22 protein-coding genes are annotated in these 22,813 nt (G+C 67.9%); 17 read left to right on the forward strand and 5 right to left on the reverse strand.

Annotation, left to right across the window (positions count from 1 at the left end; all coding sequences use genetic code 11):
- Nucleotides 1-17: 17 nt before the first annotated feature.
- Complete coding sequence (locus tag ACXJLU_RS02230; protein WP_457328876.1) at nucleotides 18-1,244, reverse strand: NnrS family protein; 1,227 nt, start codon at nucleotides 1,242-1,244, stop codon at nucleotides 18-20.
- A gap of 128 nt (nucleotides 1,245-1,372) precedes the next feature.
- Here ACXJLU_RS02230 and ACXJLU_RS02235 point away from each other — a divergent pair, with 128 nt between their 5' ends.
- The 5 genes from ACXJLU_RS02235 to ACXJLU_RS02255 all read left to right on the forward strand — a co-directional run bounded on the left by ACXJLU_RS02235 (nucleotide 1,373) and on the right by ACXJLU_RS02255 (nucleotide 4,304).
- The gene (locus tag ACXJLU_RS02235) at nucleotides 1,373-1,861 is read left to right on the forward strand and encodes an RrF2 family transcriptional regulator (RefSeq protein ID WP_457328877.1); all 489 of its coding nucleotides are present in this window, start codon (nucleotides 1,373-1,375) and stop codon (nucleotides 1,859-1,861) included.
- A gap of 200 nt (nucleotides 1,862-2,061) precedes the next feature.
- A complete protein-coding gene (locus ACXJLU_RS02240) occupies nucleotides 2,062-2,406 on the forward strand; it encodes a hypothetical protein (protein ID WP_457328878.1) in 345 nt (114 codons plus the stop codon).
- Entirely contained in the window at nucleotides 2,403-3,476 is a 1,074-nt protein-coding gene (locus ACXJLU_RS02245) for a hypothetical protein (RefSeq protein WP_457328879.1), read from the forward strand. The genes ACXJLU_RS02240 and ACXJLU_RS02245 overlap by 4 nt, the downstream gene beginning before the upstream one ends.
- Before the next feature lie 79 nt (nucleotides 3,477-3,555).
- Entirely contained in the window at nucleotides 3,556-3,903 is a 348-nt protein-coding gene (locus ACXJLU_RS02250) for an H-NS histone family protein (RefSeq protein ID WP_457328880.1), read from the forward strand.
- Between the two features lie 11 nt (nucleotides 3,904-3,914).
- The gene (locus tag ACXJLU_RS02255) at nucleotides 3,915-4,304 is read left to right on the forward strand and encodes a nuclear transport factor 2 family protein (RefSeq protein WP_457328881.1); all 390 of its coding nucleotides are present in this window, start codon (nucleotides 3,915-3,917) and stop codon (nucleotides 4,302-4,304) included.
- On the opposite strand, the gene ACXJLU_RS02260 is transcribed toward ACXJLU_RS02255, so the two are convergent.
- Complete coding sequence (locus tag ACXJLU_RS02260) at nucleotides 4,255-4,842, reverse strand: carboxymuconolactone decarboxylase family protein (protein WP_457328925.1); 588 nt, start codon at nucleotides 4,840-4,842, stop codon at nucleotides 4,255-4,257. The two genes, ACXJLU_RS02255 and ACXJLU_RS02260, sit on opposite strands and share 50 nt — an antisense overlap.
- Before the next feature lie 132 nt (nucleotides 4,843-4,974).
- Between ACXJLU_RS02260 and ACXJLU_RS02265 the strand changes: the two genes are divergently transcribed.
- Nucleotides 4,975-5,814 (forward strand): helix-turn-helix domain-containing protein, encoded by an 840-nt coding sequence (locus tag ACXJLU_RS02265; RefSeq protein WP_457328882.1) that lies wholly within the window; start codon nucleotides 4,975-4,977, stop codon nucleotides 5,812-5,814.
- A 10-nt stretch (nucleotides 5,815-5,824) separates the two neighbouring features.
- On the opposite strand, the gene murI is transcribed toward ACXJLU_RS02265, so the two are convergent.
- Complete coding sequence (gene murI, locus ACXJLU_RS02270) at nucleotides 5,825-6,640, reverse strand: glutamate racemase (protein ID WP_457328883.1); 816 nt, start codon at nucleotides 6,638-6,640, stop codon at nucleotides 5,825-5,827.
- A gap of 199 nt (nucleotides 6,641-6,839) precedes the next feature.
- Between murI and ACXJLU_RS02275 the strand changes: the two genes are divergently transcribed.
- From ACXJLU_RS02275 to ACXJLU_RS02300, 6 genes are all read left to right on the forward strand, one after another.
- A complete protein-coding gene (locus ACXJLU_RS02275; protein WP_457328884.1) occupies nucleotides 6,840-7,589 on the forward strand; it encodes an electron transfer flavoprotein subunit beta/FixA family protein in 750 nt (249 codons plus the stop codon).
- A complete protein-coding gene (locus ACXJLU_RS02280) occupies nucleotides 7,590-8,522 on the forward strand; it encodes an electron transfer flavoprotein subunit alpha/FixB family protein (RefSeq protein ID WP_457328885.1) in 933 nt (310 codons plus the stop codon).
- A gap of 101 nt (nucleotides 8,523-8,623) precedes the next feature.
- Entirely contained in the window at nucleotides 8,624-10,417 is a 1,794-nt protein-coding gene (locus tag ACXJLU_RS02285) for an acyl-CoA dehydrogenase (protein ID WP_457328886.1), read from the forward strand.
- A 25-nt stretch (nucleotides 10,418-10,442) separates the two neighbouring features.
- The gene (locus ACXJLU_RS02290) at nucleotides 10,443-11,396 is read left to right on the forward strand and encodes an NAD(P)H-dependent flavin oxidoreductase (RefSeq protein WP_457328888.1); all 954 of its coding nucleotides are present in this window, start codon (nucleotides 10,443-10,445) and stop codon (nucleotides 11,394-11,396) included.
- A gap of 37 nt (nucleotides 11,397-11,433) precedes the next feature.
- The gene (locus tag ACXJLU_RS02295; RefSeq protein ID WP_457328889.1) at nucleotides 11,434-13,455 is read left to right on the forward strand and encodes a PAS domain-containing hybrid sensor histidine kinase/response regulator; all 2,022 of its coding nucleotides are present in this window, start codon (nucleotides 11,434-11,436) and stop codon (nucleotides 13,453-13,455) included.
- Nucleotides 13,456-13,527: 72 nt separating this feature from the next.
- Nucleotides 13,528-13,941, forward strand: a complete 414-nt coding sequence (locus ACXJLU_RS02300; RefSeq protein WP_073464122.1) for a cupin domain-containing protein — start codon at nucleotides 13,528-13,530, stop codon at nucleotides 13,939-13,941.
- A 173-nt stretch (nucleotides 13,942-14,114) separates the two neighbouring features.
- On the opposite strand, the gene ACXJLU_RS02305 is transcribed toward ACXJLU_RS02300, so the two are convergent.
- Nucleotides 14,115-14,426, reverse strand: coding sequence for a hypothetical protein (locus ACXJLU_RS02305; RefSeq protein ID WP_457328890.1), 312 nt, complete (start codon nucleotides 14,424-14,426; stop codon nucleotides 14,115-14,117).
- Nucleotides 14,427-14,669: 243 nt separating this feature from the next.
- Between ACXJLU_RS02305 and ACXJLU_RS02310 the strand changes: the two genes are divergently transcribed.
- From ACXJLU_RS02310 to ACXJLU_RS02330, 5 genes are all read left to right on the forward strand, one after another.
- A complete protein-coding gene (locus tag ACXJLU_RS02310) occupies nucleotides 14,670-17,528 on the forward strand; it encodes a 2-oxoglutarate dehydrogenase E1 component (protein WP_457328926.1) in 2,859 nt (952 codons plus the stop codon).
- Nucleotides 17,529-17,602: 74 nt separating this feature from the next.
- Nucleotides 17,603-18,883, forward strand: a complete 1,281-nt coding sequence (gene odhB / locus ACXJLU_RS02315) for a 2-oxoglutarate dehydrogenase complex dihydrolipoyllysine-residue succinyltransferase (RefSeq protein ID WP_457328891.1) — start codon at nucleotides 17,603-17,605, stop codon at nucleotides 18,881-18,883.
- A 12-nt stretch (nucleotides 18,884-18,895) separates the two neighbouring features.
- A complete protein-coding gene (lpdA, locus tag ACXJLU_RS02320; RefSeq protein ID WP_457328892.1) occupies nucleotides 18,896-20,323 on the forward strand; it encodes a dihydrolipoyl dehydrogenase in 1,428 nt (475 codons plus the stop codon).
- Nucleotides 20,324-20,342: 19 nt separating this feature from the next.
- Nucleotides 20,343-21,443, forward strand: a complete 1,101-nt coding sequence (zapE, locus tag ACXJLU_RS02325; RefSeq protein ID WP_073464046.1) for a cell division protein ZapE — start codon at nucleotides 20,343-20,345, stop codon at nucleotides 21,441-21,443.
- On the forward strand, nucleotides 21,440-22,015 hold the full coding sequence (locus tag ACXJLU_RS02330; protein WP_457328893.1) for a hypothetical protein: 576 nt from the start codon (nucleotides 21,440-21,442) through the stop codon (nucleotides 22,013-22,015). Before zapE ends, ACXJLU_RS02330 begins: the two co-directional genes overlap by 4 nt.
- Before the next feature lie 6 nt (nucleotides 22,016-22,021).
- Here the strand turns inward: ACXJLU_RS02330 and ACXJLU_RS02335 are convergent, their stop codons facing one another.
- The gene (locus ACXJLU_RS02335; protein ID WP_073464048.1) at nucleotides 22,022-22,786 is read right to left on the reverse strand and encodes a PP2C family protein-serine/threonine phosphatase; all 765 of its coding nucleotides are present in this window, start codon (nucleotides 22,784-22,786) and stop codon (nucleotides 22,022-22,024) included.
- Between the last annotated feature and the right edge of the window lie 27 nt (nucleotides 22,787-22,813).

A 22,813-nucleotide genomic window follows, 5' to 3' on the forward strand; every position in this document is an offset into this window, starting at 1 on the left:
GGCGGTGAGTGTTTCATTCAACCGTCCTGGCCGTCGAGGCGCGGTGAGCACAGCCACGGCAGGTAGAGGCTGAGGTAGAGCGTGAAGGCGGCGATCCAGGCGCCGCCGGCCATGAGCAGCGCCGGTCCGTAGGCGGCGGGCCACAGCAGCGGCACGCCGACGCGCAGCAGTGCCGCGACCATCACCAGTGCATAGGCGACGGCCTCGCGCCGCGTCGGCTCCAGGGGCCGGCCGGTGTGGCCGCGTGCGGTGCGCGTGATCATGCCGATCACCAGGCCACCGGTGGCGCCGATCGCCAATGCGTGGATGGCCGGTGATGCCGACTGGCCGAGTGCGAGCGCGGCCGCCAGCAAGCCCAGCCCGATCGGGATCCAGGCATAGGCCCCGTGCAGCACCCACAGCAGCGGCCGCCGCAGCGTGCGCCACGGCGCCCACGACAGCGCGCGCCAGGCGTGCAGCAAGGCGGCAGCGGCCAGCAGTGCGGCGGCCAGGCGCGGTGCGGCAGCCATCACCCACAGCGCCAGCCCACCGGCGGTGGCGACCAGCGCGATGCGGTCGCGCAGCGGCGACGCGCGCACCTGCAAGCCGGGCGTCGCGTTCATCGTGAAGGCGGGGATCACGCGGCCACCCATCACGGTCTCCAGCACGACGATCAGCGCGAGGCCGGCATGCAGCGGTGCCATCGCATCGATCTGCAGCGCACCGCTCGCCGCCAGGTGGAAGCCCAGGTTCGCCAGGCCCAGCAGCGTGAGCAGCAGCGCGATGCCGGCGTTGCGAACGTTGCGCGAGCGGATGATCAGGTCGGCGAACAGCGCGGCCACGAGTGGCAGCAGCATGACGTCGAGCAGGAAGAACACGGGGTAGGGCGCGCACAGCCCGGCCACGCGGGCCGCCAGCCACAGCGTGGCCAAGGCACCGAGCAGGCCGCCGCGCGGCGTCGGCAGTTGCGTCCACAGCCGGCCCGCGGTCAGCAGGAAGCCGGTGACCACCGCGCCGACGACGCCGAAGATCATCTCGTGCGCATGCCACAGCGCGGGGGCGAGCGTGCCGGGCAGCGCGAGGCGGCCGGTGAAGACGAAGAACCATGCGGCCATCAGCGCGACCGCGGCGCTCGCCGCGCCCAGGTAGAACGGGCGGAAGCCCAGCCGCAGCAGTGGCCACCCGCGGGGCGCCGGTGGCTTCGCCCGGGGCGACGGGATGGCGACGCGGATGGGGCGGAACGAAGAGGCGCTGGGGGCGGACATGGCGTGGGTTTATTGATGTATTTATGATGCATCTTAATGCCGACGATCGCACCATGGCAAGTAAGAAGCTATGCCACTTTGTCCCACCCCAAAGTAAACTCCGCACTGCCTGTTTGCTGGAGCGTCCCGTGCGCCTGACCGTCTACACCGACTACACGCTGCGCGCGATGATGTACCTCGCGGTGGCGTGGCCGACGGGCCGCGTCGCGACCATCGACGAGATTGCCGGCGCCTACGGCATCTCGCGCAGCCACCTGACCAAGATCGTCCACGAGCTGGGGCTGAACGGCTTCATCGTGACGACGCGCGGCCGCGCCGGTGGTGCCACGCTGGCGCGCCCGCCGAACGAAATCTCGATCGGCGACATCGTGCGCATGGCCGAGAAGGACTTCGCGGTCGTCGCCTGCCACGACGCTGCGGTGCCGCACGGCTGCCAGATCTTCCCGGCCTGCAACCTGAAGCGCGGGCTGGCCCGGGCGGTCGATGCCTTCATGGCGGAGCTCGATGCGATGACGCTGCAGGATGCGATCACCGTGCCGACGGTGGCCGCCTCGCTGCTGGGCCTGGGCGCGCAGGAGCGGCCGATGAAGGTGATGCGCTCCGTCCGCAACTCGTAGCCCGGATGCCAATCCGGGAGCGGCCCCCCCCGGATTGGCATCCGGGCTGCAAATCAAACCCGCGCCGGTACGAGCGGAAGTTCCGGTCGGGGCAGTTTTCAGGTTGTCGATACCGAAGGCCGGGTGCCACTGGCGGTCGATCGCGTAGCGCACGCGCAGGGGAGAATGTCGGTGCAATGACAGCATGAAGCTCCGTCACCATGACCGAAACCATCACGATGTACCGCCCGACAGGGCCGAAGGAACTTGAGTTGGTCCGTGAGAGCGGATTCAAACGCTGGCCGCCAAGGCTGCCCGAGCAGCCCATTTTTTATCCCGTCACCAATGAAACGTATGCGGTGCAGATCGCCCGCGACTGGAATGTCGGTGCGAGTGGGCAGGGCTTCGTCACGCGGTTCCAGGTGCGTGCCGACTACATGGCGAGGTTCAAGGTGGAAAAGGTGGGCGGGGCTGAGCACACCGAGTGGTGGGCGCCTGCCGAGGAGCTCGAAGAGTTCAACGACAACATCGTCGGACTCATCGAGGTCATTCGCCAATTCCCATGACGAGGACCATCGACTGGATCGGGGCTCCGATCCTGGATGTTTGCGCCGTTCGCGCCGACTTCGGCCATTTGCTCGTGTTGACGACCGACGGCGCCTTGCACGGCGTCGATGTCGATGTGAGGTCGATCGTGTGGCTGTGCAGCGTCGAGCTTCCTGAACTCGCGCCGGCTGATACGAACTCGTTCTTCGGAGCGGCCGCGCATCGGTTGCACGCTTCTTCAGACGGCCGGCATGCCGCCATCGTCGTCGACAAAGGGCGCCACGGGTTGGTCGTCGAAACCCGGTCCGGCGCGGTCACGATGCGCCTCGATGGAGGCGACTATCACGAAGAAACGGTTCCCTTCAGCGCGTGCTTTCTCCGCTTTGAAGGGCGCGAGGTATTCGTCCATCGCACCGCCTGGAACCGCCTCGATGTCGCGGACCCAGCCACCGGCGAATCACTGACCCGGCGTGCCATCGCGCCGTACAAGACTGCCGGCGAGCCGCCTGAGCACTACCTGGACTACTTCCACGGACAGCTTCGGCCCAGCCCGGAGGGCGGTCTGCTGTTCGACGACGGGTGGGTCTGGCATCCGCTCTCGATCCCGCGGGTCTGGTCAGTCACCCGCTGGTTGAATGCCAATCCTTGGGAGAGCGAAGACGGTCCGTCGATCGTGGATCTGGTGGCGGCCGAGGATTGGACGAAGCCGGCATGCTGGATCAGCGAGCATCGCCTTGCACTCTGGGGCCTGGCCGATTGGGATGTGCACGAGTTCGCGGAAGCAGGGCAAGGACTCGGGGTGCGCATCGTCGATGTGACTGCGGCTGAATCATCGGCAAATGAGCTGTGGCCGATGGAAGCCCAGACGGAAAAGGTGGTCGACCTGTTCAGCGATGCTGCGCGCCTGTTCGTCGCCACCGAAACAGGAACCACGGTGTGGGACATCGCGACGCGTGCGCAGGTGAGCGCATTGCCAGGTTTCACCGCGCGTTTGCTCGATCGGGCGCGAAACACCCTTGTCACGTTCGGGCCCGGCACGATCCGGGAAATCCCGATTCCGGGGGCCGTTGCGGCCGGCGGACGCCGTTGAGGCTCCGCGCCCAAAAACGGCCACGCCGCACATAGACTACCGGTCATCGCTTTTCCGATCCACGTCCAGGACCACCGAGATGACCGAATTGAAGGGTATGTCGTACGCCGAGCTCCGCGCTCTGCTGGAAGAAACCGAAGCCGCCCTGGCGAGCAAGCGCACCGAGGAGCTGAAGGTCTTGGCCGACGGCTACGCCAAGAAGCTGCAGATGGGCGGCTTCAGCATCGCCGAAGGGATCGAGGCCCTGAAGCCCTACCTGCCCGCGAAGGCCGTCAAGACGCCGTCGGCCCCCGGCGAAGAGCGCAAGGCGAAGTACGCGAACCCGGCCGACCCGACCCAGACCTGGGTCGGGATGGGCAAGCCGCCCCAGTGGTTCCGCGACCAGATCGCGAATGGCCGTTCCCGCGAGGACATGCAGATTCCCTGAGAGGAAACCCCATGAGCATCGACACGCTGGCCGTCTGGCACGAACTCGTCGCCACGCGCAACGCCAAGGGCCTGGGGGCACTGCTCTCGGACCAGGTCGTCTTCCATTCGCCGGTGGTGCACACGCCGCAGGTCGGGAAGGCCGTCACGGCCCAGTACCTCGGCGCGGCGTTCCACGTCTTCTTCAACGAGACCTTCAAGTACGTCCGGGAGATCGTCGGCCCGCGTGACGCGGTGCTGGAGTTCCAGGTGGAGATCGACGGCATCGCCGTCAATGGCGTCGACATGCTCCAGTGGGACGACGAAGGCCGGATCGTCGAGTTCAAGGTCCTCATCCGGCCCTTGAAGGCGATCAATCTGATCCACCAGAAGATGGGGGCGATGCTGCAAGCGCAGCAGTAGCCTCGGTGGCCTGCAGGAAGTCTTCCAGCGGCGGTTGCACGACGTTGCCGGCATGGTTCGTCAGCGTCGAGGCGGCCACGACGCCGATGAGTTCCAGCAGCTGATCGGGCCGGTAGCCCACCGCAAGGAAGCCGGTGCGGACGGTCGCATCGAGATTCCCCCGGCTCTCGATCAAGGACCTGGCCGCCGCAGACAGCGCCGCGTACCGCAGGTCGGACGGGGCACGATGCGCCCGGATGGCCGCCACGTCGACCTCCGGAACGCCCTGAGCGAGCGCCAGGTGCGTGTGGAACGCGACGGCCCAGCGACTGCTGTTGGTCACCGCGTTGGTCAGCAGCAGCACCTGGATCTCCGCCTCGCTGAAGCTGCCGGCGTGGACGTTCTGGAACAGGCCGATGAAGCCCTTCAGCAGCACCGGCGATCCCGCCATGGCACCGGCGAGGTTCGGCACGAAGCCGAACACCTCTTCGAGGGCGCGCAGCGGGGCCTTCGAGGCCTCCGGCGCAGAGTGGATGGAATGAATCGGGAAGTCGGACATGGTGGGCCTTGCCTTTCGTGTTGAGCGAACGAGCTGTGTTCGCATGACGGCAGGTTAGGCAGCGGCTGTGCACGCGGCAATTACATCCGAGGTCATTGAACCGCGCCGCGGTCACGCGATACGCTGTGCGCCATGAATCCCTCCAGTTCCGCCGCTCGCACCGAGCGCGCCGATGTCGGCCACCTGTTGCGGCACTGGCGTGCGGTGCGTGGCCGCAGCCAGCTCGACCTGGCGCTGGAATCGGGCATCTCGCAGCGGCACATCAGCTTCATCGAGAGCGGCCGCAGCGCTCCTGGCCGCCAGACCTTGATGCAAATCGCGCAGACGCTGGGGGTGCCGTTGCGCGAGCGCAATGCCTTGCTGCTTGCGGCCGGGTTCGCGCCGCTGTACTCCGAGTCGCCATGGAATGCGGTCGAGATGCAGGGCATCGAGAAGGCGTTGCGGCGCATGCTGCAGCAGCAGGAGCCGTTTCCTGCGGTGGTGATGGACCGCCACTGGAACGTGCTGATGACCAACGAGGCGGCGCCCCAGTTCTTCAACCGCTTCGTCGACCTGTCGCGCCGCAGCCCGCCGCGCAACCTGCTTCACCTGATGTTCGACCCGGCCGGCATGCGCCCTTTCATCGCGAACTGGGACGACGTGGGGCGCAGCCTGATCCAGCGCGTGCACCGCGAATCGACGGAGCGGGTCGTCGACCTGCAGACGCAGGCGCTGTTGTCCGAGTTGCTGGCGTATCCCGGCATCGATCCGGCGTGGAAGCACACGAAGGCATTGCTGGTGGACACCGCCGCAGCGGCGCTCCCGCTGGTGCCGATGAGCTTCTCGCACGACGGCTTCACGCTGAGCTTCTTCTCGCTGGTGACCACGGTCGGCACGCCGCAGGCGGCCGCGTCGCAGGAGCTGCGGCTCGAATCGATGTTTCCGGTGGACGATGCCGCAGAGCAGGCCTATGCGCAGTTCATGGCGCGATGAGGCGGGGTGATCAGGCGTCCGCTGCGCGCACCTCGCAGCGCAACGACAGCCAGCTTGCGGCCACCCGTCGCAGCGACTCGACATCGCCGGTCGTCTCCAACGTCACCACGTCTGCGGCCGCGGGCGCGGCCTCTGTGGCCTGCCACAACTGCGCTGCACGCCGGGCCACCGCATCGGCGGTGTCGACGATCAGCACCTGCGGCCCCATCGCGGCGGCGATCAGGTGCTGCACGAACGGGTAGTGCGTGCAGCCGAGCACGACGGTGTCGACATCCGCTTCGCGCAGTGGCGCGCAACAGCGCTCGACCATGGCCCGCAGCTCCGGCGTGTCGAGCGCGCCGCGCTCGATCAGGTCGGCGAGGCCCGGGCAGGGCTGGGCGGTGATCCGCACCGCATCGCCCTGGCGCGCCAGCAGTTGCCGGAACTTTTCGCTGCGCAAGGTGCCGGTGGTGGCCAACACACCGATGCGGCGGTTGCGGGTCGCGGCCGCCGCCGGCTTCAGCCCCGGCTCGACGCCGACGATCGGCAGCGCAGGCCAGCGCTCGCGCAGGCTCGCGACCGCCGCAGCCGTCGCGGTGTTGCACGCGACCACCAGCAACTTCGCGCCGTGCGCCACCAGGTGCTGCGCGATGCGCTGCGAGCGCTCGACGATGAAGGCCTCGCTGCGATCGCCATACGGCGCGTTAGCCGAATCGGCCAGGTAGCGCAGCGGCGCCTGCGGCAACTGCCGGCGCAAGGCCCGCAGCACCGAGAGCCCGCCGAGCCCCGAATCGAACACGCCGATGCGGTCGACGGCAGCGGATTCAGGGGGCTGTGGCTCGGGCATGGCGGCGCAGTCTAGCAACGCATTCATCGCGAACGTCGCGTGGGTGACTCGGAAATCGCCCCGACCTGTGCGAGAATAAAAAAGCACGATCGTTCTATTTCGATGCCGCAGCAGGGTCTCCCCCGTTGTCGCGTGCGGGGTGCCCGAAGCCCCGCCACTAGAATCGATCAACCCTTTCAGAGTCATCAGGAGCGTGCGAATGAAGGTATTGGTCGCGGTCAAGCGCGTTGTGGACTACAACGTCAAGGTGCGGGTCAAGAGCGATGGCAGCGGCGTGGACATCGCCAACGTCAAGATGAGCATGAACCCGTTCGACGAGATTGCCGTCGAAGAAGCGGTCCGCTTGAAGGAGAAGGGCGCGGTGACCGAGGTCATCGCCGTCTCGCTCGGCGTCACGCAGTGCCAGGAGACGCTGCGCACCGCGATGGCGATCGGCGCCGATCGCGCGATCCTCGTCGAGACCACCGAAGAGCTGCAGCCGCTGGCGGTTGCCAAGCTTCTGAAGGCGCTGGTCGACAAGGAGCAGCCGGGGCTCGTGATCCTCGGCAAGCAGGCGATCGACGACGACTGCAACCAGACCGGGCAGATGCTGGCCGCGCTGGCCGACCTGCCGCAGGCCACGTTCGCGAGCAAGGTCGAGATCGCCGATGGCGTCGCCCTCGTCACGCGCGAGGTCGATGGCGGTCTCGAGACGCTGAAGGTCACGCTGCCGGCGGTCGTCACGACCGACTTGCGCCTGAACGAGCCGCGCTACGTGACGCTGCCCAACATCATGAAGGCGAAGAAGAAGACGCTCGAGGTGCTGAAGCCGTCCGACCTGGGCGTCGACGTGACACCGCGCCTGAAGACCCTGAAGGTGAGCGAGCCGCCGAAGCGCAGCGCCGGCATCAAGGTGCCCGATGTCGCCACCCTCGTCTCGAAGCTGAAAACCGAAGCCAAGGTGATCTGAATGACCGCACTCGTGATTGCTGAACACGACAACGCCTCGATCAAGGGCGCGACCCTCAACACCGTGACCGCGGCCGCCCAGTGTGGCGGCGAGGTGCACGTGCTCGTGGCCGGCAGCAATGCCGCTGCCGCCGCGCAGGCCGCCGCGCAGATCGCCGGCGTCACCAAGGTGCTGCACGCCGACGCCGCGTACTTCGAACACGGCCTGGCCGAGAACATCGCGGCCCAGGTGCTGGCGGTGGCCTCGGCCTACAGCCACATCGTGTTCCCGGCCACCGCCAGCGGCAAGAACATCGCGCCGCGCGTGGCCGCCAAGCTCGACGTCGCGCAGATCAGCGACGTGACCAAGGTCGACAGCCCCGACACCTTCGAGCGCCCGATCTACGCCGGCAACGCCATCGCCACCGTGCAGAGCGCCGACAAGGTGAAGGTGCTCACCGTGCGCACGACCGGCTTCGACCCGGCCGCCGCCAGTGGTGGCTCGGCTGCGGTGGAGAGCACGGCTGCCGTGGCCGACAACGGCAAGAGCAGCTTCGTCGGTTCCGAGATCGCGAAGAACGACCGCCCCGAGCTGACCGCCGCGAAGATCATCGTGTCCGGTGGCCGCGCGCTCGGCTCCAGCGACAAGTTCAACGAGGTGCTGACGCCGCTGGCCGACAAGCTCGGCGCCGCGCTGGGCGCGAGCCGCGCTGCGGTCGATGCCGGCTACGCGCCGAACGACTGGCAAGTCGGCCAGACCGGCAAGATCGTTGCGCCGCAGCTGTACATTGCCGCCGGCATCTCCGGCGCGATCCAGCACCTGGCCGGCATGAAGGATTCGAAGGTGATCGTCGCGATCAACAAGGACCCCGAGGCGCCGATCTTCAGCGTGGCCGACTACGGCCTCGAGGCCGATCTGTTCGTCGCCGTGCCGGAGCTGGTGAAGGCGCTGTAAAGCCACCCTGCGCCAGCGCTGCGCGCGTGCCTGCAAAGCCCGTTGGCTCGATCGAATCAACGGGCTTTCTTCTGCCTGAATGAGAACAAGGAGACAACACCATGAGCTACGTCGCCCCCGTCAAGGACATGCTGTTCTGCATGAAGGAGCTGGCCGGCCTGGAGGCCGTCGCGCAGCTGCCCGGCTTCGAGGACGCCGGGCTGGAGACGGCACAGGCCGTGCTCGAGGAATGCGCGCGCTTCAACCAGGAGGTGCTGGCGCCGCTGAACTTCGAGGGCGACAAGAACCCGTCGTCGTGGAAGGACGGCAACGTCACCACCACGCCGGGCTTCAAGCAGGCCTTCCGCCAGTTTGCCGAGGGCGGCTGGCAGGGGCTGCAGCACCCGTCGGATTTCGGCGGGCAGAACCTGCCGAAGACCATCGGCGCGGCCTGCATCGAGATGCTCAACAGCGCCAACATGAGCTTCGCGCTGTGCCCGCTGCTGACCGATGGCGCGATCGAGGCACTGCTGACGGCCGGCACGCCCGAGCAGCAGGCGCTGTTCCTGCCGAAGATGATCTCCGGCGAGTGGACCGGCACGATGAACCTGACCGAGCCGCAGGCCGGCTCCGACCTCGCGCTGGTGCGCACCCGCGCCGAGCCGCAGCCCGACGGCAGCTACAAGATCTTCGGCACCAAGATCTTCATCACCTACGGCGAGCACGACATGGCGGGCAACATCGTCCACCTGGTGCTGGCCCGCGTGGTCGGCGCGCCCGAGGGCGTGAAGGGCATCAGCCTGTTCCTGGTGCCGAAGTTCATCGTCAACGCCGACGGCTCGCTGGGCGCGCGCAACGATGCGCATTGCGTGAGCATCGAGCACAAGCTGGGCATCAAGGCCAGCCCGACCGCGGTGCTGCAGTTCGGCGACCACGGCGGTGCCGTGGGGCAGCTGATCGGCCAGGAGAACCGCGGCCTCGAGTACATGTTCATCATGATGAACGCGGCCCGCTACGCGGTGGGCGTGCAGGGCATCGCGGTGGCCGAGCGGGCCTACCAGAAGGCGGTGGCCTATGCGAAGGACCGCGTGCAATCGCGCCCGGTCGACGGCTCGGTGGCCGGCAGCGCCAGCATCATCCACCACCCCGACGTGCGTCGCATGCTGATGACAATGCGCGCACTGACCGAAGGCTGCCGCGCGATGGCGCTGACGGCTGCCTCTGCCTATGACGCCGCGCATGCGCACCCCGATGCCGAGGTGCGCAAGCAGAACCAGGCCTTCTACGAATTCATGGTGCCGCTGGTGAAGGGCTTCAGCACCGAGATGAGCCTGGAGGTGACGAGCCTGGGCGTGCAGGTGCACGGCGGCATGGGTTTCATCGAGGAGACCGGCGCGGCGCAGTACTACCGCGACGCGAAGATCCTGACCATCTACGAAGGCACGACCGCGATCCAGGCGAACGACCTGGTGGGCCGCAAGACAGCGCGCGACGGTGGCCAGACGGCAAAGGCGATCGCGGAGCAGATCCGCAAGACCGAGGCCGAACTCGGCCAGCGCGACAGCCCGGCCGCCCGTGCGGTGCTGAAGCGCCTGGCCGCGGCCCGCGAGGCCTTCGTGCAGGTGGTCGAGTTCGTCGCCGGCTCGACCAAGGCGCACCCGAACGCGGTGTTCGCCGGCTCGGTGCCGTACCTGATGCTGGCTGGCAACCTGATGGCCGGCTGGCAGCTCGCGCGTGCGCTGCTGGTGGCCGAGACGCAGCTGGCGGCGGGCGAGGGCGATGCGGGATTCCTGAACGCCAAGCTGTCCACCGCCCGCTTCTACGCCGAGCACATCCTGAGCCGCGTGCCCGGCCAGCGCGATGCGATCCTCGAAGGCGCCGACAGCGTGATGGCGCTGGCGATGGACGCGTTCTGATCATTCAATCCCACGGAGACCTGCCTTGTCGCTTCCGCCCGTTCTGCAGAACCTGCCGCTGCCGGTGATCGGCTCGCCGCTGTTCATCATCAGCAACCCGAAGCTCGTGATCGAGCAGTGCAAGGCCGGCATCGTCGGCGCGATGCCGGCGCTCAACGCGCGCCCGGCCGAACTGCTCGACGAGTGGCTGGCCGAGATCACCGAGACGCTGGCCGCGCACGACCGCGCGCACCCGGAGCGCCCGGCGGCGCCGTTCGCGATCAACCAGATCGTGCACAAGAGCAACGACCGGCTCGAGCACGACATGGCGCTGTGCGCGAAGTACAAGGTGCCGATCATCATCACCTCGCTCGGCGCGCGCACCGACGTGAACGATGCGGTGCATGCCTGGGGCGGCATCGTGCTGCACGACGTCATCAACAACTTCTTCGCGAAGAAGGCGATCGAGAAGGGCGCCGATGGCCTGGTCGCGGTGGCGGCCGGTGCCGGCGGCCATGCAGGCGTGAAGAGCCCGTTCGCGCTGGTGCAGGAGATCCGCACCTGGTTCGACGGCCCGCTCGCGCTGAGCGGCTCGATCGCGAGCGGCAACGCGATCCTCGCGGCGCAGGCGATGGGCGCCGACCTGGCCTACATCGGTTCGGCCTTCATCGCCACCGACGAGGCGCGCGCGAGCGACGACTACAAGCAGATGATCGTCAGCAGCAACAGCGACGACATCGTCTACAGCAACCTCTTCACCGGCGTGCACGGCAACTACCTGAAGGGCTCGATCCTGAAGGCCGGGCTCGATCCCGAGAAGCTGCCCGAGAGCGACCCGAGCAAGATGAACTTCGGCGGCGACGCGCGCAAGGCCTGGAAGGACATCTGGGGCTGCGGGCAGGGGATCGGCGCGATCGACAAGGTGGTGCCGACGCGCGTGCTGGTCGAGCGGCTGCACGGCGAGTACGAGGCGGCGCGGCGGAGGCTGGTGCCGGCCTGAACGGATCCCCTCGGGGCCGATGACACACAATGGCCCGATGAGTGCTCCCCCCCTCGGTCAGCCTGCCGTCTCGGAACCGATGCTGCGGCTGCTGTTCGAGCAGTCGCCCAGCTTCATCGTGGTGCTGGAGGGGCCGACCCACGTGGTGACGCTCGCGAACCCGGCCTACCAGCGGCTGGTGGGCCTCGACCGCCCGCTGACGGGCCGCGCGATCGCGCAGGCGCTGCCCGAGGCCGACGAGCAAGGCTTCGTCGGGCTGCTCGATGCGGTGTATGCCAGCGGCGAGCCCTTCGTCGGCCGGCGCATGGCCTTCGTGCCCGAGCGGGCCGCGCACCTGCAACCCAAGACGCGCTTCGTCGATTTCGTCTACCAGCCGGTGCGCGGCGACGACGGCCGCGTCACCGGCATCTTCGTGCAGGGGCACGAGGTCACCGACCAGGTGGCGGCCGAGCGCATGTTGGCGCGCGAGGCCGAGCAGCGGGCGGCGCAGGCGCACCGCTTCGACGTCACGCTGTCGGGCATCGAGGACTTTGCCTACACCTTCGACCGGCAGCTGCGCTTCACCTACTCGAACCGGCCGCTGCTGCAGCTGCTGGGCATCACGCTCGACGAGATCGTCGGCAAGACTTTCTGGGACCTGCCGTACCCGAAGGAGCTGGCCGACCGGCTGGGTGCGGAGATCGAGCAGGTCTTCGTCAGTGGCGAGCGGGTCGTCGGCGAGACCTTCTACCAGAGCCCGACCGGTGCGCAGGGCTGGTTCGAGTACATCTTCAACCCGGTGTTCGCGCCCGACGGCAGCGTGGCCAGCGTGGCCGGCTCCACGCGCGACGTGACCGCGCGGCTGGCGCAGGAGCGGCGGCTGGCCGAGCTGAACGCCAGCGAGCGTGCCGCGCGCGCCGAGGCCGAGCGCGCGAGCCGGCTGAAGGACGAATTCCTGGCGACGCTGAGCCACGAGCTGCGCACGCCGCTGAATGCCATCCTCGGCTGGACCGAGCTGATCCGCAGCGGCCGCCTGGATGCCGACCGGATCCGCGAGGCCGCCGAGCGCATCCACCGCAACGCCCGCGCGCAGGCGCAACTGATCGCCGACCTGCTGGACGTCAATCGCATCATGACCGGCAAGATCCGGCTCGCGGTGCGGCGCGAATCGATGGCCGTGCCGGTGGCCGCCGCGCTGGACGCGACGCGGCTGGATGCGCAGCGCAAGAAGATCGCGCTGGCCGAGCCGGCGCTCGCCGGGCTGCCCGAGATCGACGGCGACGCCACGCGGCTGCAGCAGGTGTTCTGGAACCTGCTGAGCAACTCGGTGAAGTTCACGCCCGAGGGCGGGACCATCGCTTTGGGCGTGGAGGCCGACGCCGACGAAGTGCGGGTGAAGATCAGCGACAACGGCATCGGCGTGGCGGCAGATTTTCTGCCGCACCTGTTCGAGCGCTTCTCTCAGGCCGACAGCTCCAGCACGCGCCACCATGCCGGGCTGGGCCTGGGGCTGTCGATCTGCAAGAGCCTGGTCGAACTGCACGGTGGGCGCATCGTGGCCGAGAGCGCCGGCCCGGGACGGGGCACGAGCTTCACGGTGACGCTGCCGATGCGCATGCCGTCGGCGCTGAAAGGCGGATCGGATGGGAGTGTCGACACCACGGCGGACGAGTTGCCGCCCGGCGACGAACTGCTGGTGCTGAAGGGCGCGAGCGTGCTGGTGGTGGACGACGACATCGACGGCAGCACGATCCTGGTGACGGCCTTCGCGCAGTACGGCGTGGATGCGGTGGCGGCCGACAGCGCCGAGGCCGCGCTGGCGCTGGTGGGCAGCAGGGTCTTCGCGCTGATGCTGTGCGACATCGGCATGCCGCAGACCGACGGCTACGCGCTGCTGCGCGAGGTGCGCCGCACCAGCGGCATGCCCGCGATCGCGCTGACCGCCTTCGCGCGGCCCGAAGACCGGCAACGGGCGTTGGACCAGGGGTTCAGCGCGCACATCGCGAAGCCGTCGTCGCCGGCGGCGACGCTGGCGGTTTGTGCGCGGGTGTTGAGGGCGGCGAGGGGCGGCGGGCCATAGGGTGGGATCTGGTTGACGCTCCCGGCACCCGCGCGCACAGTGCCGCGGCGCATGTCGCGCGAGGAGATTGACATGAAGACTTCCCGGCTGACGCTCACGCTGTCCGGTGCGCTGTTGTTCGCACTCGGCCTCACCACCGGCCTCACGGCGCAGACGCTCACCGATTCGCCGCAGCGCGCCGAGCAGAAGCGCGCCGACCTGAGCGGCACGCCCAACATGGAGGTGATCGCCTCCATCGTCGAACTGAAGCCGGGCCAGAGCAGCAACCTGCATGTGCACCACGGCGTCGAAGCCTTCCATGTGCTGCAGGGCGCGATGGTGCAGGCGCCGGGCAAGGATGCGTCGATGATGCCCACCGGCCTGACCGGGCTGAACCTGCGCGACGTGCAGCACGGCAGCTTCAAGGTGGTTGGCGAAATGCCCTTGAAGCTGTTCACCGTGCACATCGTCGACAAGAATGCACCGCTGTACGACTTCGTCAAATGACACCCCGGGAACCATGACCTGCACCGCCGCGGCGAACCGCTGCGAGACCATGACCTACCGCGACGAGCTGGTGATCTCCAGCAAGGCCGGCTATGACATGTGGCCGGGCCCGCACGGGCAGGGTGGCGGCTCGATGAAGGCCGAGCACCTGTCCGCGGCTGTCGGTGCCGGGGTCAGTGGCGCGGTTCGACCTCGTAGTCGCAATCGCAGCCCTGGCCCGCGGCGATCAAGCGGCTCACCAGCCGCGCGGCCGCGCGGCGCAGCCAGGCCGGCCCGCGCAGCCCGCGCGCCCGCACCAGCACGCCGCAGCGGTAACCGCCTTGTACCCCCCACACCAGCGCCGCGCAGGCCCCGTGCCGGCGCCGGCTGACCAGCATGCCGACCGGGCAGGGCTCGCTCGCGCAGCACACGCCGCAGCCGTTGCAGGGCTCGCCGAGCGGCGGCTTGCGCGGCGCGGCGGGGTGGATTTCGATGGTGCGGCGCATGTCGGGCAGATGAATCCGCCAAAGGAGTTCGGCGATTGTCGTCCGCAGGAAACACGGCGATCCCACGAGGTGGACCGCAGAATTCCAACGGTGTTACAGTCCCTGCCGGTGACTTTCAGGTCCTTCCCGTCCCCTTGCTGGTAACAGTCAAGGCGGGTCGCAATCCGCCAGCCGGTCTAGCCGTGTCGCGGAAGGTTTATCAACCCACTACAGCACTGGAAACCAGTGCGAAAGGTGAGCGAAATGATGCAGGAATACAGGTCGAACTCGTACCTGTTCGGGGGCAATGCGCCCTATGTCGAAGAGATGTACGAGGCTTACCTCGACAACCCGGGCTCGGTGCCCGACAACTGGCGCGCCTACTTCGACGCCCTCCAGCACGTTCCTGCCGCCGACGGTTCGTCGGCTGCCGACGTCCCGCACGCACCGGTCGTCGAATCATTCGCTCAACGCGCCAAGGCCAACGCCTTCGGCAACAAGGCCAGCGGCGCCGACCTGGCGGTCGCCCGCAAGCAGGTCCACGTCCAGTCGCTGATCGCCGCCTACCGCGTGCTCGGCGCCCGCTGGGCCGACCTCGACCCGCTCAAGCGCGTCGAGCGCCCGAAGATCCCCGAGCTGGAGCCGGCGTTCTACGACCTGAGCGAGTCCGACATGGACATCTCGTTCAGCGCCACGAACACCTACTTCAGCACCTCGGAGCAGATGACGCTGCGCCAGATCGTGCAGGCGCTGCGCGAGACCTACTGCGGCTCGATCGGCGCCGAGTACATGCACATCACCGACCAGCCTGAAAAGCGCTGGTGGCAGCAACGCCTCGAAGCCATCCGCTCCAAGCCGAACTTCACGGCCGAGCAGAAGAAGCAGATCCTGAACCGCCTGACGGCCTCCGAAGGCCTGGAGCGCTACCTGCACACCAAGTACGTCGGCCAGAAGCGCTTCTCGCTCGAAGGCGGCGAAAGCTTCATCGCGTCGATGGACGAACTGGTGCAGCGCGCCGGCGAAAAGGGCGTGCAGGAGATCGTGATCGGCATGGCCCACCGCGGCCGCCTGAACGTGCTGGTCAACACGCTGGGCAAGATGCCCAAGGACCTGTTCGCCGAGTTCGACCACACCGCCCCCGAGAACCTGCCCTCGGGCGACGTGAAGTACCACCAAGGCTTCTCGAGCGACGTCACCACCGACGGCGGCCCGGTCCACCTGAGCCTGTCGTTCAACCCGTCCCACCTCGAGATCGTCAACCCGGTCGTCGAGGGCTCGGTCAAGGCCCGCCTCGACCGCCGCGGCGACAAGGAAGGCGACACCGTGCTGCCGGTGCTGGTGCACGGCGACGCGGCCTTCGCCGGCCAGGGCGTCGTGATGGAAACGCTGGCGCTCGCGCAGACGCGCGGCTACTACACCGGCGGCACCGTCCACATCGTCATCAACAACCAGATCGGCTTCACGACCAGCGACCCGCGCGACACCCGCTCGACGCTGTATTGCACCGACGTGGTCAAGATGATCGAGGCCCCGGTGCTGCACGTGAACGGCGACGACCCCGAGGCGGTCGTGCTGTGCACGCAGCTCGCGCTCGACTACCGCCAGGAGTTCAACAAGGACGTGGTGGTCGACATCGTCTGCTTCCGCAAGTTGGGCCACAACGAGCAGGACACGCCGGCGCTCACGCAGCCGCTGATGTACAAGAAGATCGCCCAGCACCCGGGCACCCGCCGCCTGTACGGCGACAAGCTGGTGGCCCAGGGCGTGCTGCCGGCCGACGGTCCGGACGCGATGGTCAAGGAGTTCCGCGCCGCGATGGACGCCGGCAAGCACACCATCGACCCGGTGCTGACCAACTACAAGAGCAAGTACGCGGTCGACTGGTCGCCGTACCTGAACAAGAAGTGGACCGATTCGGCCGACACCGCGCTGCCGCTGGCCGAGGTCAAGCGCCTGGCCGAGCGCATCACCACGCTGCCGGCCAACTTCAAGGCCCACCCGCTGGTCGAGAAGGTGCTGGCCGATCGCGCCGCGATGGGCCGCGGCGACATCAACATGGACTGGGGCATGGGCGAGCACCTCGCCTTCGCGTCGCTGGTCGCGAGCGGCTACCCGATCCGCCTGTCCGGCGAGGACAGCGGCCGCGGCACCTTCACGCACCGCCACTCGGTGCTGCACGACCAGAACCGCGAGAAGTGGGACGAAGGCACCTGGACGCCGCTGCAGCACGTGGCCGACAACCAGGCCCCGTTCGTCGTGATCGACTCGCTGCTGTCCGAAGAAGCGGTGCTCGGTTTCGAGTACGGCTACGCGAGCGCCGATCCGAACACGCTGACCATCTGGGAAGCGCAGTTCGGCGACTTCGTCAACGGCGCGCAGGTGGTGATCGACCAGTTCATCGCCTCGGGCGAGGTCAAGTGGGGCCGTGCCAACGGCCTGACGCTGATGCTGCCGCACGGCTATGAAGGGCAGGGCCCGGAGCATTCGTCGGCACGCCTGGAGCGCTTCATGCAGCTGGCCGCCGACAACAACATGCAGATCGTGCAGCCGACCTCGGCCAGCCAGATCTTCCATGTGCTGCGCCGCCAGATGGTGCGCATGTTCCGCAAGCCGCTGGTGATCATGACGCCGAAGTCGCTGCTGCGGAACAAGGACGCCACGTCGCCGCTCGCCGAGTTCACGAAGGGCGAGTTCAAGACGGTGATCCCCGAGGCGAGCGCCGAGATCGCGGCCGACAAGGTCAAGCGCATCGTCGCCTGCTCCGGCAAGGTCTACTACGACCTGGTGAAGGCGCGTGCCGAGAAGAAGGCCACCGACGTGGCGATCATCCGCGTCGAGCAGCTCTATCCGTTCCCGCACAAGGCCTTCGCGGCCGAGGTGAAGAAGTACCCGAACCTGACCGAGATCGTCTGGTGCCAGGACGAGCCGCAGAACCAGGGTGCCTGGTTCTTCGTGCAGCACTACATCCACGAGAACATGGTCGAAGGCCAGCGGCTGGGCTATGCGGGTCGCCCCGCGTCGGCTTCGCCGGCAGTGGGCTACGCGCACCTGCACCAGGAGCAACAGAAGGCGCTGCTCGACCAGGCCTTCGCCAAGCTCAAGGGCTTCATCCTCACCAAATAAGCAAGTCGTGGCGCAGCCTGCCGGCCCGGTGGCCGGTTCGGCTGCGACCGTGCTGAACACCAAGAAAGAACCTCATGGCAATCGTAGAAGTCAAAGTTCCGCAGCTGTCCGAATCGGTGGCCGAAGCCACGCTGCTGCAATGGAAGAAGAAGCCCGGCGAAGCCGTGGCCATCGACGAGATCCTGATCGAGATCGAAACCGACAAGGTCGTGCTGGAAGTGCCGGCACCGGCCGCCGGCGTGATCGCGCAGATCGTCAAGAACGACGGCGAGAGCTGCACCAGCGATGAAGTCATCGCCCGGATCGACACCGAGGCGGCCGCGCAGGTGAGCCCGCTCGAGATCAAGGCAGTGCCTGCACCCGCCGCCGCGCCTGCTGCTGCCGCGCCCGCCGCTGCCCCTGCTGCCGGTGGCAGCAAGGGCGATGTCGCGATGCCCGCCGCTGCCAAGCTGCTGGCCGACAACAACCTGTCGACCAGCTCGGTGGCCGGCACCGGCAAGGACGGCCGCGTGACCAAGGGCGACGTGCTCGGCGCGATCGCCGCCGGCGCCAAACCCGCCACCGCCGCGGTGGCCGCACCCGTTGCACCGTCGGTCGCCAAGCCGCTGCCGTCGGTGGCCGCGCCGGCCGCGCAGAACCTGGCGTCCCTTGGCGAGCGCCCGGAGCAGCGCGTGCCGATGAGCCGCCTGCGCGCCCGCGTTGCCGAGCGCCTGCTGCAGTCGCAGGCCACCAACGCCATCCTGACCACGTTCAACGAAGTGAACATGGCCCCGGTGATGGAGATGCGCAAGAAGTTCCAGGAGAAGTTCGAGAAGGAGCACGGCGTGAAGCTGGGCTTCATGAGCTTCTTCGTGAAGGCCGCGGTCGCCGCGCTGAAGAAGTACCCGGTGATCAACGCCAGCGTCGACGGCAACGACATCGTCTACCACGGCTACTTCGACATCGGCATCGCGGTCGGATCGCCGCGCGGCCTGGTGGTGCCCATCATCCGCAATGCGGATCAACTGAGCTTTGCCGACATCGAGAAGACCATCGCCGGCTTCGGCCAGAAGGCCAAGGACGGCAAGCTGTCGCTCGACGAGCTGACCGGCGGCACGTTCTCGATCAGCAACGGCGGCACCTTCGGCTCGATGCTGTCGACGCCGATCATCAACCCGCCGCAGTCGGCCATCCTGGGCGTGCACGCCACGAAGGACCGCGCGGTGGTCGAGAACGGCCAGATCGTGATCCGCCCGATCAACTACCTCGCGATGTCGTACGACCACCGCATCATCGACGGCCGCGAAGCCGTGCTGGGCCTGGTCGCGATGAAGGACGCGCTGGAAGATCCGGCCCGCCTGCTGTTCGACATCTAACGGGACACCACGATGAGCAAATCATTTGACGTGGTGGTCATCGGCGGCGGCCCCGGCGGCTACATCGCGGCGATCCGCGCGGCGCAGCTGGGCTTCAACACCGCCTGCATCGACGAGTGGAAGAACGAGAAGGGCGGCCCGGCCCCGGGTGGCACCTGCACCAACGTCGGCTGCATTCCGTCGAAGGCGCTGCTGCAGTCGAGCGAGCACTTCGAGCACGCCGGCCATGCCTTTGCCGACCACGGCATCGGCCTGAAGGATCTCAGCATCGACATCGGCAAGATGCTGGGCCGCAAGAACGCGGTCGTGAAGCAGAACAACGACGGCATCCTGTACCTCTTCAAGAAGAACAAGGTGTCGTTCTTCCACGGCCGCGGCTCGTTCGTGAAGGCCGCCGAGGGCGGCTACGAGATCAAGGTCGCCGGTGCTGCTGAAGAATCGATCATTGCCAAGCACGTGATCGTCGCGACCGGCTCCAACCCGCGCGCGCTGCCGGGTGCACCGTTCGACGAGGACCTCATCCTCAGCAACGACGGCGCGCTGCGCATCCCGGCGGTGCCGAAAAAGCTGGGCCTGATCGGCGCCGGCGTGATCGGCCTGGAGATGGGCTCGGTGTGGCGCCGCCTGGGTGCCGAGGTGGTGGTGCTCGAAGCGCTGCCGACCTTCCTCGGCGCGGTCGACGAGCAGATCGCCAAGGAGGCGCAGAAGGCCTTCAACAAGCAGGGCCTGAAGGTCGAGCTGGGCGTCAAGATCAGCGAAGTCAAGACGGGGAAGAAGGGCGTCACCGTCTCGTATGCCAACGCGAAGGGCGAGGCGCAGACGCTCGAGGTCGAGAAGCTGATCGTCTCGATCGGCCGGGTTGCCAACACCATCGGATTGAACCCCGAGGCGGTCGGTCTGAAGCTCGACGAACGCGGCGCGGTGGTGGTCGACGACGACTGCAAGACCAACCTGCCCAACGTCTGGGCGATCGGCGACGTGGTGCGCGGCCCGATGCTCGCGCACAAGGCCGAGGAAGAGGGCGTTGCGGTGGCCGAGCGCATTGCCGGCCAGCACGGGCACGTCAACTTCAACACGATCCCGTGGGTGATCTACACCTCGCCGGAGATCGCGTGGGTCGGCCAGACCGAGCAGCAGCTGAAGGCCGCGGGCCGGGCCTACAAGGCCGGCACCTTCCCGTTCCTCGCGAACGGTCGGGCGCGTGCGCTGGGTGACACGACCGGCATGGTCAAGTTCCTGGCCGACGCGAAGACCGACGAGATCCTGGGCGTGCACATCGTCGGGCCGATGGCGTCGGAGCTGATCGCCGAAGCGGTGGTCGCGATGGAGTTCAAGGCCTCGGCCGAGGACATCGCGCGCATCTGCCACGCGCACCCGTCGCTGAGCGAAGCCACGAAGGAAGCGGCCCTGGCCGTCGACAAGCGCACCTTGAACTTCTGAACGGAAGCTGCCGCGCTCGATGGTCTCCGTCACAGAGTTGTACCGGCAGACGCTTGCCGAGCGCGGCTACCAGAGCGACCCGGCGCAGATCGCCGCGGTCGCCGCGTTGCAGCGCTGCCAGGACGAGTGGGAGGCCTACAAGGCACGGCGCAGCAACGCGATCACGAAGCTGCTGGTGCGCCCGCCGCTGCCGCGCGGCGTCTACATGCACGGCGGGGTGGGGCGCGGCAAGAGCTTCCTGATGGACTGCTTCTTCAACGCCGTGCCGCTGCAGCGCAAGACGCGGCTGCACTTCCACGAGTTCATGCGCGAGGTGCACCGCGAGCTCGCCGAGCTGAAGGGCATCGTCAACCCGCTCGAGGAGTTGGGCGCGCGCATCTCGCGTCGCCACCGGCTGATCTGCTTCGACGAATTCCACGTCGCCGACGTGACCGACGCGATGATCCTGCACCGGCTGCTCGACAGCCTGTTCTCGCACCGCGTCAGCATCGTCACGACCTCGAATTTCAAGCCCGACGACCTGTACCCGAACGGGCTGCACCGCGACCGCATCCTGCCGGCCATCGAACTGCTGAAGCAGAAGCTCGAGGTCATCAGCGTCGACAACGGCACCGACTACCGGCGCCGCACGCTGGAGCAGGTGACGCTGTACCACACGCCGCTCGGGCCTGAGGCCGATGCCGCGATGGCCGAGGCCTTCACGCGGCTGGCCGAGGCCAAGGACGAGCCGCCGGTGCTGCACATCGAGCACCGCGAGCTGCACGCGCGGCGCAAGGCCGGCGGGGTGGTGTGGTTCGACTTCAAGACGCTGTGCGGCGGGCCGCGCTCGCAGAACGACTACCTCGAGCTGGCGACGCAGTTCCACACCGTACTGCTGTCGGATGTGCCGCAGATGCCGCCTCGGCTGGCCTCGGAGGCGCGGCGCTTCACCTGGCTGGTCGACGTGCTGTACGACCGGCGCGTGAAGCTGATCATGTCGGCCGCGGTGCCGCCGGAGGAGCTGTACAAGGACGGCCCGCTGGCGCACGAGTTCCCGCGGACGGTGTCGCGGCTCAACGAGATGCAGTCGAAGGAATTCCTGTCGCTCGAGCGGCGAGACGTGGATACTCGGTTGACATGAAAAGGCTGCTCGTCTTCGCACTCCTGCTGGTCGCCGCGCTGGCGCAGGCGCAAGCGCCGACCTCCGACAAGCCGTCCAGCCAGGCCGAGCGCGAGCGCATCGCGAAGCAGCGCCAGGTGGCCGAGGCGCAGTACGCCCAGCGCGAGGCCGAGTGCAAGCGGCGCTTCGTCGTGACCTCGTGCATCGACCAGGCGCGTGCCGATCGGCGCCAGTCGCTCGACAACCTGCACCAGCAGGAGATCGCGCTCGACGAGGTGGAGCGCCAGCAGCGCAGTGCCGAGCACCGCCGCCGGCGCGAGGCCAAGGCCTGGGACGAGATCAACAAGCCGGCGCCGGAGCCGCGCGCGCCGCGCGAGCCGAAGGCGCGCGAATCGAAGCCGCTGCTGCCGCCGTCGGCGGCCTCCCGGCCAGCCCAGGTCGACCGCAGTGCCGACGAGCAGCAGGCGCGCGAGCGTTTCGAGGCGCGCCAGCGTGAGGCGCAGGCCCACAAGGCCGAGATCGAGGAGCGCAACCGCAAGAAGGCGGCGGCGCGCAAGCCGGCATTGCCGATGCCTGCGGCATCGTCGCCGTAAAGGGCGTCAACCCAGCGCGTCGATCCGGACCAACGCCAGCGACAGGTTGTCGCCCGTCCCGCGCGCCCGCTGGCGAGCCTTCGTCACCAGCATCTCGCTCGCTTCGCGCGGCGGCAGCGTGTGCACGATCGCGCCGAGTTCCTTCGGGCTGAAGTAGTGCCACAGCCCGTCGCTGCAGGACAGCACCGAATCGCCGACCTGCAACTGGTCGATGTGGTGCAGCGTCAGCGGCGGGTCCTGGTAGGTGCCGAGGCAGCCGGTCAGCAGGTTCGACTGCGGATGGGTGTTGGCCTCGTCCTCGCTGATCTGGCCTTCGTCGACCAGGCGCTGCACGAACGAATGGTCGATGGTGCGGCGGACCATGTCCGGCCCGCGGAAGTGGTAGCAGCGCGAATCGCCGGCGTGGATCATGTCGCACTCGCGCGACGGGCTGATCAGGTAGGCCACCGCGGTGCTGTGGGGCTCTTCCTCGGCGGTGATCGCCGTCAGCTTGATCATCAGGTGGGCTTCGAGCACCAGCTGCTTCAGCAGCTCGGACGGATCGTCCTGGTTGGGGCTGTAGCGCTCGAACAGCTGGCGTGCGGTGAGCACCACCTGGTCGGCGGCCTTGCGCCCGCCGCTCTTGCCGCCCATGCCGTCGGCGAGCACCGCCATGGCGCACCCGGGAACCCGGTGATGCGGCAGGATCTCGACCTGGTCCTGCTGGTAGGCGCGGTCGCCGCGGTGCATGCCGGTGGCGGCATTCAGCCGATATCCTGGGGGTGTGCTCATGGGCGAAAACTATAATCGCTTTGCTCT

Source organism: Rhizobacter sp. P5_C2 (assembly GCF_054049715.1).

Bases quoted from the DNA above. Each gene is read 5' to 3' on its own strand.
- ACXJLU_RS02230 (WP_457328876.1), bottom strand. From the start codon at position 1,244: ATGTCCGCCCCCAGCGCCTCTTCGTTCCGCCCCATCCGCGTCGCCATC.
- ACXJLU_RS02240 (WP_457328878.1), top strand. From the start codon at position 2,062: ATGACCGAAACCATCACGATGTACCGCCCGACAGGGCCGAAGGAACTT.
- ACXJLU_RS02245 (WP_457328879.1), top strand. From the start codon at position 2,403: ATGACGAGGACCATCGACTGGATCGGGGCTCCGATCCTGGATGTTTGC.
- ACXJLU_RS02250 (WP_457328880.1), top strand. From the start codon at position 3,556: ATGACCGAATTGAAGGGTATGTCGTACGCCGAGCTCCGCGCTCTGCTG.
- ACXJLU_RS02255 (WP_457328881.1), top strand. From the start codon at position 3,915: ATGAGCATCGACACGCTGGCCGTCTGGCACGAACTCGTCGCCACGCGC.
- ACXJLU_RS02260 (WP_457328925.1), bottom strand. From the start codon at position 4,842: ATGTCCGACTTCCCGATTCATTCCATCCACTCTGCGCCGGAGGCCTCG.
- ACXJLU_RS02265 (WP_457328882.1), top strand. From the start codon at position 4,975: ATGAATCCCTCCAGTTCCGCCGCTCGCACCGAGCGCGCCGATGTCGGC.
- murI (WP_457328883.1), bottom strand. From the start codon at position 6,640: ATGCCCGAGCCACAGCCCCCTGAATCCGCTGCCGTCGACCGCATCGGC.
- ACXJLU_RS02275 (WP_457328884.1), top strand. From the start codon at position 6,840: ATGAAGGTATTGGTCGCGGTCAAGCGCGTTGTGGACTACAACGTCAAG.
- ACXJLU_RS02280 (WP_457328885.1), top strand. From the start codon at position 7,590: ATGACCGCACTCGTGATTGCTGAACACGACAACGCCTCGATCAAGGGC.
- ACXJLU_RS02285 (WP_457328886.1), top strand. From the start codon at position 8,624: ATGAGCTACGTCGCCCCCGTCAAGGACATGCTGTTCTGCATGAAGGAG.
- ACXJLU_RS02295 (WP_457328889.1), top strand. From the start codon at position 11,434: ATGAGTGCTCCCCCCCTCGGTCAGCCTGCCGTCTCGGAACCGATGCTG.
- ACXJLU_RS02300 (WP_073464122.1), top strand. From the start codon at position 13,528: ATGAAGACTTCCCGGCTGACGCTCACGCTGTCCGGTGCGCTGTTGTTC.
- ACXJLU_RS02305 (WP_457328890.1), bottom strand. From the start codon at position 14,426: ATGCGCCGCACCATCGAAATCCACCCCGCCGCGCCGCGCAAGCCGCCG.
- ACXJLU_RS02310 (WP_457328926.1), top strand. From the start codon at position 14,670: ATGATGCAGGAATACAGGTCGAACTCGTACCTGTTCGGGGGCAATGCG.
- odhB (WP_457328891.1), top strand. From the start codon at position 17,603: ATGGCAATCGTAGAAGTCAAAGTTCCGCAGCTGTCCGAATCGGTGGCC.
- lpdA (WP_457328892.1), top strand. From the start codon at position 18,896: ATGAGCAAATCATTTGACGTGGTGGTCATCGGCGGCGGCCCCGGCGGC.
- zapE (WP_073464046.1), top strand. From the start codon at position 20,343: ATGGTCTCCGTCACAGAGTTGTACCGGCAGACGCTTGCCGAGCGCGGC.
- ACXJLU_RS02330 (WP_457328893.1), top strand. From the start codon at position 21,440: ATGAAAAGGCTGCTCGTCTTCGCACTCCTGCTGGTCGCCGCGCTGGCG.
- ACXJLU_RS02335 (WP_073464048.1), bottom strand. From the start codon at position 22,786: ATGAGCACACCCCCAGGATATCGGCTGAATGCCGCCACCGGCATGCAC.